15 protein-coding genes are annotated in these 14,314 nt (G+C 28.4%); 5 read left to right on the forward strand and 10 right to left on the reverse strand.

Translation table 11 applies throughout. The features are described from left to right. Window positions 1-137: ATP-binding protein (locus tag E0F98_RS09505; RefSeq protein ID WP_165929304.1), on the forward strand; the 137-nt coding region annotated here is incomplete at its 5' end. Between the two features lie 108 nt (window positions 138-245). On the opposite strand, the gene E0F98_RS09510 is transcribed toward E0F98_RS09505, so the two are convergent. The 9 genes from E0F98_RS09510 to E0F98_RS09545 all read right to left on the reverse strand — a co-directional run bounded on the left by E0F98_RS09510 (window position 246) and on the right by E0F98_RS09545 (window position 10,108). Then, a complete protein-coding gene (locus E0F98_RS09510) occupies window positions 246-1,205 on the reverse strand; it encodes a hypothetical protein (RefSeq protein WP_132110837.1) in 960 nt (319 codons plus the stop codon). Continuing rightward, window positions 1,198-1,413, reverse strand: a complete 216-nt coding sequence (locus E0F98_RS09515) for a hypothetical protein (protein WP_132110839.1) — start codon at window positions 1,411-1,413, stop codon at window positions 1,198-1,200. Before E0F98_RS09515 ends, E0F98_RS09510 begins: the two co-directional genes overlap by 8 nt. Continuing rightward, a complete protein-coding gene (locus E0F98_RS09520) occupies window positions 1,403-2,371 on the reverse strand; it encodes an ATP-grasp domain-containing protein (RefSeq protein ID WP_132110841.1) in 969 nt (322 codons plus the stop codon). The genes E0F98_RS09515 and E0F98_RS09520 overlap by 11 nt, the downstream gene beginning before the upstream one ends. Before the next feature lie 2 nt (window positions 2,372-2,373). After that, window positions 2,374-2,547: a hypothetical protein gene (locus E0F98_RS16030; protein ID WP_165929305.1), complete on the reverse strand. Its 174-nt coding sequence runs from the start codon at window positions 2,545-2,547 to the stop codon at window positions 2,374-2,376. Window positions 2,548-2,597: 50 nt separating this feature from the next. Next, window positions 2,598-2,807 carry a hypothetical protein gene (locus E0F98_RS09525; RefSeq protein WP_132110843.1) on the reverse strand — a complete coding sequence of 70 codons (210 nt, stop codon included), beginning with the start codon at window positions 2,805-2,807 and terminating at the stop codon, window positions 2,598-2,600. A 568-nt stretch (window positions 2,808-3,375) separates the two neighbouring features. Then, the gene (locus tag E0F98_RS16035; protein WP_165929306.1) at window positions 3,376-3,516 is read right to left on the reverse strand and encodes a hypothetical protein; all 141 of its coding nucleotides are present in this window, start codon (window positions 3,514-3,516) and stop codon (window positions 3,376-3,378) included. A gap of 142 nt (window positions 3,517-3,658) precedes the next feature. Then, window positions 3,659-6,055 carry an outer membrane beta-barrel family protein gene (locus E0F98_RS09530; RefSeq protein WP_132110845.1) on the reverse strand — a complete coding sequence of 799 codons (2,397 nt, stop codon included), beginning with the start codon at window positions 6,053-6,055 and terminating at the stop codon, window positions 3,659-3,661. A gap of 1,703 nt (window positions 6,056-7,758) precedes the next feature. Then, complete coding sequence (locus E0F98_RS09540) at window positions 7,759-9,768, reverse strand: tetratricopeptide repeat-containing sensor histidine kinase (RefSeq protein ID WP_243699225.1); 2,010 nt, start codon at window positions 9,766-9,768, stop codon at window positions 7,759-7,761. Window positions 9,769-9,877: 109 nt separating this feature from the next. Continuing rightward, window positions 9,878-10,108 (reverse strand): hypothetical protein, encoded by a 231-nt coding sequence (locus tag E0F98_RS09545; protein WP_132110847.1) that lies wholly within the window; start codon window positions 10,106-10,108, stop codon window positions 9,878-9,880. A gap of 110 nt (window positions 10,109-10,218) precedes the next feature. Between E0F98_RS09545 and E0F98_RS09550 the strand changes: the two genes are divergently transcribed. Beyond that, window positions 10,219-10,893 carry a response regulator gene (locus E0F98_RS09550; protein WP_243699226.1) on the forward strand — a complete coding sequence of 225 codons (675 nt, stop codon included), beginning with the start codon at window positions 10,219-10,221 and terminating at the stop codon, window positions 10,891-10,893. Between the two features lie 224 nt (window positions 10,894-11,117). Here the strand turns inward: E0F98_RS09550 and E0F98_RS09555 are convergent, their stop codons facing one another. Further along, window positions 11,118-11,417: a transposase gene (locus E0F98_RS09555; RefSeq protein ID WP_132110849.1), complete on the reverse strand. Its 300-nt coding sequence runs from the start codon at window positions 11,415-11,417 to the stop codon at window positions 11,118-11,120. A gap of 125 nt (window positions 11,418-11,542) precedes the next feature. On the opposite strand from E0F98_RS09555, the gene E0F98_RS09560 reads away from it, so the two are divergent. The 3 genes from E0F98_RS09560 to E0F98_RS09565 all read left to right on the forward strand — a co-directional run bounded on the left by E0F98_RS09560 (window position 11,543) and on the right by E0F98_RS09565 (window position 14,253). Then, entirely contained in the window at window positions 11,543-11,860 is a 318-nt protein-coding gene (locus tag E0F98_RS09560) for a hypothetical protein (RefSeq protein WP_132110851.1), read from the forward strand. 1 nt (window position 11,861) lies between these two features. Next, window positions 11,862-12,038 (forward strand): hypothetical protein, encoded by a 177-nt coding sequence (locus E0F98_RS16040; RefSeq protein WP_165929307.1) that lies wholly within the window; start codon window positions 11,862-11,864, stop codon window positions 12,036-12,038. 535 nt (window positions 12,039-12,573) lie between these two features. Then, entirely contained in the window at window positions 12,574-14,253 is a 1,680-nt protein-coding gene (locus E0F98_RS09565) for a T9SS type A sorting domain-containing protein (protein WP_132110853.1), read from the forward strand. The last annotated feature ends 61 nt before the right edge of the window (window positions 14,254-14,314 follow it).

The following is a 14,314-nucleotide window of genomic DNA, read 5'->3' on the forward strand; positions in this document are numbered from 1 at the left end:
CGGTTCAAGGCTGGTACGACATTATTGGAGAGAAAACCATTGCCGATGCAATTCTGGACCGACTCATCCATAATTCACACAGAATTGAATTATCAGGGGAATCAATGCGTAAAAAAAGAAGTAAAAATATCGGATAAATTTTTAAGTATATTTGAATAAATTATAACATCAGAAAAAAGTAGTTTTTTAATGAAAATTAGGGTGGTCAATTTCAACTGGAATTGCATGGTCACTTTGAACTGGAATTAGGTGCTCACTTTAAACTGGAATGGGGTGGTCAATATAGCTGGAATTTGCACTAATCTGTTATATCTCATTTCGCTAGTACAAATTCCTGAGATTTTGTCATGTGATACGTACCATAACTCTTGAAATGATTTCGTTTCGACTATAGATAGCAATGACGATATATTTATATTTCCAAAAACAGCCTTGTTTTTTATACAATTTTTCACATTGCCTAAATAATTAATACTCACTTTTTTATTATAATATGGATTATGTTTTTGTGCTTCTAAATAATATTCTAAGTCAATTATTATATCTTTTTCATTAAAATTAGAAGTACGAATATCATCCATTATTTTTTTTACAAATACTGTATTATGAGTTTTATATGTCAACTTTTCTTTAGGGGAATTATAAAAAATGAATACTTCAACTTTTTTATATTCTTTAAATTTATGATAAATTTTCGTTACTGTTTTATTGTCAATGTAGGGTAAGAATAACCTCATAGAACGAAAACCGAAATTATTACAATGATTTAGTATTTTTTCTATTTGTAATAATTTTTCGTTATTATAATCTAAAAAACGTATTTCAACAAACTTGCAATTCAAATCATCTAACTGATCTAATACTTCTTCTATTTTATAATTTTCAAAATTATATTCAAGAATTGCATTATTTATAATTTCTGGAGAAACCCAATAATTCTCTATAGGAACAAAATTATCTCTTTCATCAGAAAAAAAAACAAATTTTTCTTTTATCAAAAAATCGACATAGCTTTTAAAGACACTCTTTTGATCATTAAATTCTTCTTTTACCTTTAAGTACTCATTTCCTTGAAGTTTTTTTATCACTTCAACCATAGAGTTAGGAATATATTTAATTGATAATTTTTGGAAATCACAAATTATACTTTGTTCAGTACCATCAACAATTTTGCAAAAAGCAAAAAGATTTAGAAATTTATTCATCTTTCTTAATGATATAGTTAGAAATTGGTTTTGATGAGATATACATTTTATAAGATTTTGAATAGTGCTTTTTACTGTTCGTGAAAACTGATTTTAAATACAATTCACCAACATTCTCTGTTTCCATTTCGTTCATTAATCTATAGGTAAGCGGTAACTCCTCCAATTCCTGTTTACTAAATATAGTTGTCTTCTTTTTATTTATCATTTTTTATTAACCAATTAGCTATTTTCTCTTCTATGTTATAATTACATCTATTACTTGGAGCACTATACTGACCGACTGGATTAATTTCTAGCAAAATATTTTCGTTGTCAGGTGTTAATATCACATCAAATGAACAAGTATTCAGATTAATACTTTGAAAAAAAGCATGCATCTCTTGTTCGTATTTTGTAGGTAACTTATATGGAATCCAATTAATGTCTTTTGATTCAAAACTTAATTTTATATCAGCTTCAGTATTATTATTATTATTATTTATAATTATTGCAGTTGCAAAAAATTCCCCGTCCAAATAAAATACACGTATTTCAAATTTTGATTTTACTTTTTCCTGGAATAATGTAGCTGTGAAATTTTCAGGTAAAGAATTTATGAATTTTTCATCAATTGAATTTGTATATATTGAATATGTATTTTTTTCTTTTATAAAATACCCGCTATGTCTTATTGGCTTTATTATAATTCCTGTTAATGAGTTTTTAAAAAAAGTAATTAAATCATTTTTGTTATTACAAACAACTGTAGTAGGAACTTTTATCTTTGCTTTATTTGCATAATATAAAACATCAAGCTTGTTGACATCTATACCTTTGTAATGAGGCATCCATTTTTTTTCTTTAAAACGAGAAAACAAGAATTTAGTTAATTCTCTAATCTCATGATCAACCTCAAATTCTGCCTGCTTTGATGGAAATTTATCAGATAAATTTAATCTTACATCATCTTCAAATCTTCTAAACCATATTACATTTATATCTTTGCTTATTTCTTTACCATTTATCCAAATTTCTCCAGTATTTATATTTATTTTGCAATTTTCTCTTTTATTCAAAAGGTCTTGAATAGTTATTTTTACAAAATTTGCTTTATGGTATATTAACCAATCAATGACTGGATCTGTGCCTTGCTCGTACCAATCATATGATAAAACTACAATCATTTTTATTTTTTAAAGGAATCATCTTTTTGTGTGTCAGTAGTATCGGAAGAAATGTCGTTTTTTATTGAATCTGAATTCTTCTTTTTCTTCTTTTTCTTTTTACTTTGCCCTCCATTTATTATTAGTAATAAATTATCTGATAATTGCTCTAAATGATTCAATTTTTCTAATTTCATTTTGTTCTTATTTTATTTTAATTACGGAAATCAATTATTGATTTCTGTAATTAAAATGGGTAATAAACTTTTCCCGTAGAATCATGAGAATGACTGTCGGTTGACTCACTATTGTCTCTTGTGTAACTATCTCCACTCGTTGTATTTACATCTGTATTGTCTGATATTATTAATAAAGTTGATGTTCCTGCTACAATCATTTCTAATTCTGAATTTTTTAACGCTACAATATTTAGTTTTGTTAATCTAATTTGTTTCATTTTTTATTAATTTAAATTTATAAATTTTAGTATGGAATTGGTGGTCTTCTAGTCTGTAGGTTCTTCGTAAATCATAAGCACAAGATTCTAATTGTACGTTGACATCAACCAATCGCACTAAATGCAACCATCATAGATTGGAACCACCTATAGTTAATTTATTTCACTTTAGAATTAAGTTCTTCTACAGTTTTTAATTTGATATTTAAACCCCTTGATAAGTATATACACTAGTAAATTCAACATCATCTTTTTAGACACATCGATTAGCAACCCTCTTTTGGTAATTTAATTGGTGTTTAGCTTTACTTATATTTGGAATTAAATTTTCATACTATTGCATATAATTAGTTAATTTTAATGACCTACCTGTAGGTTACAAAATCTACTCCAATAGAATCCGAATCAATTGAACTCACTTCTTTCTTTTGTGAATCTCATGTTAGGCCACCTTTAACTAATTCTAATTTCTTTGAAATCATTATTTTTACTGTTTTTTAAACTTGATAGTTTCTTATTTCTTTTATAAAAGCATACCATCAATTTGATGGTATGCTTAAATTAATAATTATTTATCGTCAGAATAAGAATCACCACTTGTAGAAACGATATCTTTCTTTTTTGAAGAGTCCTCTACTAATCCACCTGAAATTAATTCTACTGATTTAGAATTTAATACTTCTACTGTTTTTAAACTTGATAGTTTCATGTTTTTAAATTTAATTGTTAAAATAAAGTTTTTTTTCTGTACATTATTTAACCGTACGGATGCGGATTCGCTTGCAAGCATTTTATTTAGAATTCTTTATTTCTATATTGTACACTATAGAATTTTAAGAATGATAAATCTGTTAATTAGTTCTTCTTTTTTCTTCTTCGTTTCCAAAATTTCTTTTCTTCACATTAATTTTAGTACTTCCGAATTTGTAGGATAATGAAAGTCTAAAAGATCTAATATCATAATAGTTTTTATATTCTTGTTTGATGTTATTAGTATAAGATATATAAGTAAATCTATTGCTACTAAAAATATCATTTCCAACAACGCTTAATTGTAAATTTTTATTAAAGAAGAAAAATTTCATTGCTACATCTAATTGATTTGATTCAGTTATTTTGTCTAAACCATCCACTCCAGAGGGGCTTATCCAGAAATTTAGATTTAATACAATTGTTTTTTTCCTGTTTAAGTTAAAAGTATTGTTTGTAGAGAAGTAGTAATTAAAACCTTCTCTATTTTGATTAGTTATTAAAATTTTAGATGAAGATTTATTATAACTTAAATCCAAAGAATTTACGCTTTCCCACCACTTTATCTTATCATATATATAAGATTCTGATATGCCAATTATTTCTGTATCAAAAAAATTAATATATTTAGTAGCTTGAATATTTGTGTTTTCATCCAATGTAGTAAGCTGAGAAAATCCATTTTCGGTTTTACTATAATATATTTTATTTTCTAAATTTTGATTGTGAGTAAAACTAAGCTCTATATTATGTGAATAAGAAGGTTGTAAAAAAGGATTCCCTTCAGAATAAGAATAGGGATTGTCATACCATCTAAATGGATTTAAACTATTAAATGATGGTCTGTTTATGCGTTTGCTATAATTTAGAGAAAACGAATTATTATCACTATGATTATATATCAAATATAAAGTTGGGAAAAATTTAACATAATTATTGGTGTTTTTTTCGTTTAATGTTTTTGAAACTCCTACGGTATTAGTTGTTTCCATTCTTAAACCTAATTGTGTTTCCCATAGTTTTCCTATTTTTTTTGTGCCTGAAAAATATAATGCATTTAAATTTTCCTTATAACTAAATTGATTGCTTTGATTTGGGTCATAAATTGGACTACCATTTGTCATATTATAATAAGAAACAGAACTATTATTATTATTAAAAGACATTTTACCACCATAGGATATGGAAGCCCATTTTAAAGGCATTTCAACATCAATTTTCCCCGAAAAATTTGAAAAATCAGTTTTACTACCATTAGTTGCGGATATATGAGAATTCGGAATTGTACTACCATTTACATTTTCTGAATTAGAATCAAATGTTCTATTTTCATTTTTATTATATTTAAAATAATCAATATCAGTAAATATCTTTGTGCCTAATGTATCAACATTATATATTGTATGATAGTTAAATGATTGAGAACTATTTTTTCTTATATTATCTGCATTTGTTCTTATAAAAGAATTTATACTATTGGTATTATTATAAATTGTTGTTAAGTTTTTTTCTTCAATGTTTGGTTTTGAATTTCCACCGAGATATTGAATACCCATAACCAATTTATTCGTTATCTGATAGTCAATACCTATTCTACCTCCCATTAAATTAGTAAAATCCTTTCTTACACTATTGTTCGCCCAAAGTTGATTTGGATAATACATTTTTGATGTTTCAATAGGTGAAGATGTTCCTTTTGCTATGTTTGTACTTGAAAAAATAGAAATTTTATCTTTTTGATAATTAAAATTACCCCCTGAATTACCTGCAAGATAAGTGGCTTGTCTATAAGCAGTATTAACTGATGCATTCCAGCTATCTTTTTTAGCTTTTTTTAATTTGATATTAACCAACCCACTATTACCCTCGGCACTATATTTTGAAGGTGGAGTAGTAATAACTTCAATACTTTTTATATTTTCAGAAGAAAGTGTTCTTAAAAAACTCATTAAATCATCCCCTGAAAGTTGGATTAATCTATCGTCAATCATAACTACCATACCACTTTTGCCTATCATAGAAATAGCGTTATTTTGCACTCTAATTCCAGGTGTTATTTTTAATGCATCAATAGCATCTCCCCCACTTGCCCCAATAGAATTCTCAACATTGAATACTAATCGGTCTACTTTTCTTTCTATAAGTTTCTTTTTTGAAGTTACTACTACTTCGTTAAGTTGTTCTTGCTTTTCTGTTACTTGTATCACACCTAAATTTAAATCTTGCTTTGTGTCAATTTTTTGTTTGTATAAAATAGCTCCTACTTGTTCTACCAACAATAGGTATTCCCCTTTTTCCGCTAAAATCGTGAATTTACCATCGGCGGTAGTTAATCCACTATCTGTTATTGTAGAATCAATATTCTGTAAGTAAACCTCCATAAATTCAACTGGTTTGTTATTTTGATTTACAACTTGACCACTAATGCTTACTTGTGAAAAAACATTGCTTGAAATGAAAATAAATGTTATAAATAAAAAGAATTTTGTTTTAGTCATTTCGCTTTTATACATTAAAATATTTATATGCTTTACGCTTGTTTATTTCCCCTTTTAAATTTTCTTTTGCTGATAAAAACATTTAATAAATATATCAGCGATTGACTACAAAAAATAATAAGCTATTTCTTGGGTACTCTTTACAGTTATTTAATAAAAATTAGTCGAATCAATTTCATTGCCATTAGTCATCATTACATGATCATATACTAATTAATTTTCATGTAGACTCATCATTTTGTCAAAAGTAAGAACAACGTTCTTTTGAGAATTACGGTTTTTTTTTAAAAAAATTACGGACTTTTTTACTGAAATCTAAAATACTGTCTGTTTTAGGGTGTTCTGAAGTATAGTGAACACCTTACCTAGTTTTAAACTTAAAATAAACTACGTACTAAAACCGCTAGACATAATTACTTTCCATAACTTTAGTGTTGCATATTACAATGTATCACCAGTAATGTAAAAGTTCAGAAAATTCAAAAGCTTATTAAAGGAGTCAACTAACTTTTATACGAGGCCAGATATTCAAGTAGCCGGATCTACAGTTAAAATTACTTGTAGAAGAAGGATATCCTTATCTATATGTTCTCAAGGTATTTGGTTGACTAAGTCAAAAACGTCGACAATGTTGTAAAGCTAGAAAAGAGCTCTGATAGTGGTTCAATATCAAATGATAGTAATTCTTGTAAAGAGTATTTACAGCCTTCAAAAAACTGCATATAGGTGTTTATGGTATTATTGTGAGAAATACCTAATGTACTTCCTGTTTTACGATTGCTATGACCGCCCAAATGTAAAGTAATGTTTTTTTTAAGTCCATAGGATCAAGTTTATTAGCCATATCGTATTGTTTTTAGATAACAACAAGATAATAGCTGATTTTGATCTTTCAAAGTGGCACAAATCGAACCGGAATACTATGGCTTATTAACCCAAGTGGCACGGTCCGACCGAAATCACTGGCACAAATCGAACCGAAATATCCAATTGGGTATGTTGCTATTTGTTTTGGCCCCGATAAAACAATAAGTAATTTCATAGAATATCTATTTGAGATGGGAATCGACAATCGTTTGATCGCAACTGAAAAGGCAATAGTAAAGTATATTGAAAATCACAAACATCAACAGAAGAAGTATAAACCGAATAACTACATGGATTATTATTTTTTATTCTATTTTTCTTTTTAAAAACCCATAAAAAACAACTTCACTAAATAATTCTAAATAAACACATATGTTTATGCTGTTTCGGCTAAGTTACCTTTAGAAGCCTGAGGCAAGGTCTTTTGGATTTTAATAAGTTTGGAGCAAATACTAAAGCAAGTATGCAATCACAACTCGCTTTCCTTTGATGAATCGTAGCGGGGTCGTATAATGTGAATTTATTTGAATGTCTTTTTTGGAAGCTAACTCGAATGGATTGAAAAATTATATTAGTCACAAAAAAAGGAAACAAAATTATTTTTTCAAGAGTTCAGATCCTACTGATCTAACTGGAAAGAATAGTAAAAGTTGAATTTTTAAAGCCAGGATAAAGCATGCATCGGAAATACTATTTAAAAACAATTACATGAGATTAGAAAATGAAATTGAAAAACCGATTTGAAGTTTAAAATATCGAAAGAAATATCAATGAAGCGTAACTATTGTAAATTTCTAAAAACCAACTTCAATCTGATCATTTTTGAATAACCCTTTTTAAGATAATGTCTGAAAATTAAACATAACTTCAATTTTTGTTCCTTCTCCAATTTTTGATTCGATATTAAATTGACCTTTTAAAGAATTCGCTCTTTCTTTCATATTACTTAATCCAATACCATTATTTTTCTTTTTAAGATCAAATCCGTCTCCATCGTCGGTAATACTTAGTTTTAAAAGATTGTCTTTCTTTTTCTGAATTCTTATTTCACAATTTTTTGCATTGGCATATTTATTAATATTTAAAATTGCCTCTTGAATTATACGATATAAATTTATCTTGTATATATTTTGAATAGTTGCCCATGCAAACGTTTCATCATTTAGATATTTAAACTGAGTACTACTTATATCTTTTTGATTTTCAATTAAACTTGATAGTAATACATTAAAATCATTGCCTTCAAAGAAAGAACCTCGACTTAAGTCATGTGATATCGTCCTAATCTCATTTTCAATATTTTGCAATTCAAAAATATATTCCTTTCTTTTTTCAATTATTTTTGCGTCAATTTTAGAATTGAAAAAACCTAAATTCATTCGAACACCATAAATTTTATTCATTACGCCATCATGCAATTCTTTTGCTATTTTAGCTTTCTCATTCTCTTTTGCAACATTTATTTTTTCATGTTGCTCAGTTAACAGTTGGTATATTTCTTCATTAGCTTCTTGCTGTTTCTTTAAAAACTGTAACTTTTTATTTTTATATTTTAAATATCGCATAACAATAATTGTTACCAATAATAAAATTAATCCAAATGATATAATTAAAATGTAAAAGTTCTTTTTTGTCAAAACTTTATTTTCATCCTCTATCCTTGAAGTTTCATATTCAATTCTGGCATACTTATTATGAGTATTTTTTTGAACTATATTAATACTATCACTTACTTTAATATATTCATTTGTATAAAACAAACTTTTCTTTTTATCTATTTTGGAAAGTAATTTTAATGAAGTTAAAATTTCATTACTGCTTTTAATTTTAATTGCTAATTGATTCGCTTCTTTTAAACTTTCAATTGATTTTATAGTATCCTTCTGAGTTAAAAAATATTCTCCAATATGTATCTTTTTGTATAAAATATCAGGCTCTATTCCAATACTATCAACAATTTTTAAGGATTCAAAAAACATTGACTCTACATTTTCATAGTCTCCATTTCTCATCTTGGAATAAGCCAAATTGCTTAAAACATTGGCATATAATCTAGTCCATTTTTTTTTTAACTCTTCTGAGAGCAAAGCTTGCAATTTTTTTATAGACTTCGGAAATTCGCCTTTTAAATCATGTAAATTACAAATATTAATAATAGAAGTTACATTATAATTATTTATTTCATTTTTATCATTATCATTAATTTTCATTTTTTCTAAATCACTTAATGCCATCTTGTGATACCATAATGCCTTATCGTAATTAACCAATTTCTCTAAACAATTACCCATTAATGTATTACAAGAATAAATCAACTGGTGATTTGTAGATTTTTTTAAATACTGCAATGCTTTAGAAATTTCAACTTCGCATTCTACATAATTTCCATCATAAAATAAAACATATGCTTTATTGAATAGCATTCTACCAACATTATCATTGTCCTGAATTTTTTCGTATACTTTTTGAGCTTTTAAATAATAAAAATAAGCTGTATCTTTTTTTGAATTTTCATAACAATCACCCACATAATATAGTGATTTTGCAATTCTAATACTATCATTTGAGTCCTTTGATAATTGCAAAGATTTCAAACTTACATCTAAAGATTTTTTAGGATTATTGATATAGTAATATTCAGCGGCTATCTTTAAATATATATCTCTGACAGTAGCATCATTTTTTTTAGATTTTAATGAACCTACTAAAGAATCTAAATATTTCTCTTTTCTATTTCCAGATAAGCCATCAAAATGACTTTTATCAAATAAAACGGTTGTACTTTTTTTACAAGAAAAAATAAAAAAAATTAGAAATAAACAAAAAAATTTAGTTCGAGTAATCAAAATATAATTATTATTTTAAAATTTCAAATATAGTATTTTGAAATAAAGAAGACTATGTAATTCATAAATAAATCTCATAGTCTTTCTTTAATTAATTATAATTAAATAGTTAATTTTTTGGTGGTTTTGGATTACTTGGATCTCCTTCCACAGCGCTTTCCTCTACATTAAAAATTGTGGTAGCTGAATCAATTGTTTTTTCATTTAATTCATTTTTCAAATCAGCCTGTGGTGTAATTTTTAAATCATTACTTTTAACTTCATAACCATCATCATTAGAACATGAATAAGTTAATAAAGAAATGGAAACAAGACCAACAATGTATAATTTGCTTTTCATAAAAATTAATTTAGATTAATATCATTTAGCACAAAAAAACATCTTCGATTTGTTTCAATTTTACGGTATATCCGTAATATTTAATTAGCTTTGGGATAAATTGAATAAAAATGAATATTAGTCTTAATATTTTGATAGTTGATGATCACCCTATGACAGTTGATAGCTATATTAACCTTTTATCCGACACCGATTTTCAAAAAAAAGAACCGAATTTTATAAAGAGTTATAATTGTGAAGATGCATATAACAAAATAAATTTTCATCTAAAACAAAACACAAATATTGATTTGGCATTATTAGATATTAGTCTTCCTCCTTATAAAGAATTTAATATTAATAATGGTATTGATTTGGCTTTGCTGATTAGAAAAAAAATTTCAAATTGTAAAATAATTCTTCTTACAATGCATAGCGAACCCTTAACTGTAGATAAAATCATTAAAGAGATAAACCCAGCAGGTTTCATTTCAAAAAGTGATATTAACTTTGAATTATTTCCAATCATTTGTAAAAAGATTCTAGATGGAGAGATGTTCCGAAGTCGCACTATTATTGAATCTCAAAGAGAATTATTTAAAAGAAATATTAATTGGGATAATCATGACAATCAAATTTTAACATTAATTTCTCAAGGAGTTAAAACTGTTAATCTTCCAAACTACATTCCTCTGTCAATGAGTGCAATAGAAAAAAGGAAAGCAAACATAAAAGATCAACTTTTAAAAGGAAAAGGCAGTGATAAGGATCTAGTTGCTAAAGCTAAAAAAATAGGGATATTGTAGCCGCCCGCTATTCGAGGTCTCCTGACCTCGAATTATACTAGTACTTATCTTAAAGCTAATAACGTCGAATTGCATTCACTGAATATGCAAACAAAAAGTAGAGAAAAAGTTAAAGTAGTTTTTTCCTAACCCAGTCTTCGTTTTTCTTAGTATATCCACTTGTAGAACTTTGCACATTTTTTCAATCGGGAATAGTTGTTCATTGCTTTTTATGAAACTATAAATCATCGACCGCTCTTGGAAAAAATGCCGATTGCTTTTTTTAATATATCACGTTCTAACTCGGCATCTTTGAGTATTTTCTCCAGTTCGTGGATTTTATCTTGCTCGGGAGTTAGTTTTAAATTTCCTTTCCCAGGAAAACTTCCTTCTCCAAATTCCTCGAACTCTTTACGCCATTTATACAACTGTGGTGCTGTGACTCCCAACTCTCTGGCGAGTTCTGATACATTTGTTCTATCATAACTCAATTGAACGGCTTTATCTTTAAAAGCTTTGTCATAAATTTTGCGGACTTCTTTCATAGGCTAAAATTAAGATTATTTCTTAACTTTCTCTGATGGCTAAATTAGCATGTCCACTAATTGGTAGAAAATAATTCTAAATACAGATAAAAGATTAGTAAAAAAAAGAACCTTTTTTAATAATTATGATAATAAAAATCTACACCGATAATCCTGGAGATTTAAACAAGCTGATAAATAAAAAAATCAATGACGGAGATTTAAAAACTTGGGACATCATCAAAAATGATAAAGGAGAAATTCTTTATACCCATACTCCGGACCAGTGGAATGAAAAAGCAATGCCAAAACCGTCTATCAAATCAGATCATATTGCCTTTGAAATAAGATGGTGGAATAAAAACGAGCCCGATTATACTACAAAAGGATACATTACCGGAAGATTTATTGAAATTTTGATGGTTCATTTTCGGAAACATTTTACTTATTTAGAAATCAAATAAAATGGACACAGTTATTGCAATCTGGCATACGGGAGGAAAAGGAAAATCAGGAACTATCCTTGCGCTAGCTAATTTATTAGTATGTCAGTACCCCAATATTAATAACATCATGTTCTACAAACTACTATTTTGTAAACCTCGAAGAGGATACACCAATTTATCAAAATACAAGAAATGATAGCGAATTAATTACTTCAATTCCAAAAGGGTATAGTGCATTTATAGTATTTGGCACCAAAAAACATAGAAAAGTTAAATGGAAAAATTATACAGGCTGGGTAATAAATCCAGTATATAGCTTACCGGTAAGTCCTAGTAGTTATTCTACTAAGACAATTTCATCAAGTACAAATTATAATAACTCATCAACAAAAAACTCGTCTGGAGGAGCTGTGCAAGTGAAAGGATATACGAGAAAAGATGGAACTTATGTAAGACCACATACTAGGAGTGCCCCAAAAAGGAAATAAGTATTAAGCACGGTGATCGTTGGAAGGATGGAAAGGAGATGCTGAGGTGTCTTTTTTTGTTTTATGGTGGTATTGAATCTGGAGAAAGTTATCTAATAATTTAAATATCACTAAAAGTGGGTATTGCGAAAACAAAAAAAAAATCATAATATTGTGCAATTACATTAAAATTTAACATATTTTTAATATTAATTTTATGTGATTAACTAAAAATAGATTATTGTTTCTGTCTAATATCATTCTATGAAAAAAAAAATACTTCTACTATTACTTTTTTATTCTTGTCTTATCCAGTCCCAAGATATCCTTTGGGAAAAATCATACGGAGGACTCCATGCCGATTACCTTTTTGATGCACAACCCACAGCCGATTATGGTTTTATATTGGCCGGAAGTTCTTTGTCGGATAAAACGGGAAATAAAACCAACAATAATCATGGTGATTTAGATTATTGGGTCTGGAAAATGGATGAAAAAGGGAATCTTGATTGGCAGAAAAGCTTTGGAGGCAGTGGTTTTGATTTGCTACAAAGCATCAAAAACACAAGAGACGGTGGTTTTATATTGGCGGGAACTTCCAATAGCCCTATTACCCCAGAGGGCGGAGTTGGCAATAAAAAAGACGATTGCAAAGGGCTTACTGATTTTTGGGTCATAAAACTAGATGCCAAGGGTGAAGAACAATGGCAAAAAACAATTGGCGGTAGTGGTCAGGATGAATTATTGTGTGCTTTTCAGACCAAGGATGGTGGCTATATGTTGGGCGGGTCATCCAGTAGCTCAATAATTAATAACAATGACATTAGGAATAGCAATGAGAATAAAGTATTCGATGCAAAACCAGACTTGTATGGTAAATCCGAAAAATGCCGTGGTAACATGGATTATTGGATTGTAAAACTCGATAAGACAGGAACGGTACAATGGCAAAAAACATATGGAGGAGAATACGCCGATGTACTCCGAAGTATGGAACAAACCAAAGACGGTGGCTATATTTTGGGAGGCTATTCTAATTCGCCAAGATCTGGAGATAAAACCGAAGCCAATTCAGGAATTGGAGATTATTGGATTGTAAAAGTTAGCGATATAGGAACCATCGAATGGCAGAAAACGTATGGTGGTAATGGAGATAACCAATTATATGTCATTCAGCAAACAGAAGAAGGCGGTTACATAGCGGGAGGTAATTCGAATAGTACCAATCCTCTTACTCCGTTGGGAGGAATGGTAAATACAGGCACCGATTATTGGCTACTGAAGTTGAATGAAAAAGGAGAAGTAATTTGGAGTAAAACTTACGATTTTGGAAAAACAGATATATTGACCTCTTTGGTAGAAAACAAAGACCATACGTATTTGATAGGCGGTTATGCTCAGAGTGAGAGTATCCAAGTTCCAAAAGGAGGGCCAAATATGTTGAAAGTAAATGCTGATATGGAAGGAATCAACGATTATATTGCCTTGAAAATAAGCGATACTGGCGAGGAACTTTGGAACAAAACAGTAGGAAGTAAAGGAGAAGACATTTTGCGAAAACTTATAGAAACCAGAGATGGTGGTTATTTATTGGCAGGAACTTCTAACGCTAAATCATCCAGGGACAAAAACTCGAATATTGGCAGTAATGATTTTTGGGTAGTAAAATTAAAAGATAAAACTAAACTTGAGAAAGCAAAAGTGAGTGTGGAAGTCATTCCTAATCCTGCGATAACATATACCAATATCATTATAGGCTATGAATTTGAGACCGGTACTGCAACCTTAGTTGATATGGCAGGCCGTATTTTGCAACAATTTAGCATTACAAGAAGAACTGTACCTATTGATTTAAGCCGTTATCCTGATGGGGTGTATGTGGTCAACATTAAGACAAATGTGCAGAGTGATGGAGTGAAGGTGATAAAAGGAACAAATAATTAAATATTTTAAGTAACTATGTCTAAATTAATTTTAAAGAACGCTATTACGTTTTTATGTTGCT

It is taken from the genome of Flavobacterium hiemivividum (assembly GCF_004349145.1).
GTDB classification, from domain to species: Bacteria; Bacteroidota; Bacteroidia; order Flavobacteriales; family Flavobacteriaceae; genus Flavobacterium; species Flavobacterium hiemivividum.

Bases quoted from the DNA above. Each gene is read 5' to 3' on its own strand.
- E0F98_RS09550 (WP_243699226.1), top strand. From the start codon at position 10,219: ATGAATATTAGTCTTAATATTTTGATAGTTGATGATCACCCTATGACA.
- E0F98_RS09530 (WP_132110845.1), bottom strand. From the start codon at position 6,055: ATGACTAAAACAAAATTCTTTTTATTTATAACATTTATTTTCATTTCA.
- E0F98_RS09510 (WP_132110837.1), bottom strand. From the start codon at position 1,205: ATGAATAAATTTCTAAATCTTTTTGCTTTTTGCAAAATTGTTGATGGT.
- E0F98_RS09555 (WP_132110849.1), bottom strand. From the start codon at position 11,417: ATGAAAGAAGTCCGCAAAATTTATGACAAAGCTTTTAAAGATAAAGCC.
- E0F98_RS09565 (WP_132110853.1), top strand. From the start codon at position 12,574: ATGAAAAAAAAAATACTTCTACTATTACTTTTTTATTCTTGTCTTATC.
- E0F98_RS09520 (WP_132110841.1), bottom strand. From the start codon at position 2,371: ATGATTGTAGTTTTATCATATGATTGGTACGAGCAAGGCACAGATCCA.
- E0F98_RS16040 (WP_165929307.1), top strand. From the start codon at position 11,862: ATGGACACAGTTATTGCAATCTGGCATACGGGAGGAAAAGGAAAATCA.
- E0F98_RS09525 (WP_132110843.1), bottom strand. From the start codon at position 2,807: ATGAAACAAATTAGATTAACAAAACTAAATATTGTAGCGTTAAAAAAT.
- E0F98_RS09560 (WP_132110851.1), top strand. From the start codon at position 11,543: ATGATAATAAAAATCTACACCGATAATCCTGGAGATTTAAACAAGCTG.
- E0F98_RS16030 (WP_165929305.1), bottom strand. From the start codon at position 2,547: ATGAAATTAGAAAAATTGAATCATTTAGAGCAATTATCAGATAATTTA.
- E0F98_RS16035 (WP_165929306.1), bottom strand. From the start codon at position 3,516: ATGAAACTATCAAGTTTAAAAACAGTAGAAGTATTAAATTCTAAATCA.
- E0F98_RS09515 (WP_132110839.1), bottom strand. From the start codon at position 1,413: ATGATAAATAAAAAGAAGACAACTATATTTAGTAAACAGGAATTGGAG.
- E0F98_RS09545 (WP_132110847.1), bottom strand. From the start codon at position 10,108: ATGAAAAGCAAATTATACATTGTTGGTCTTGTTTCCATTTCTTTATTA.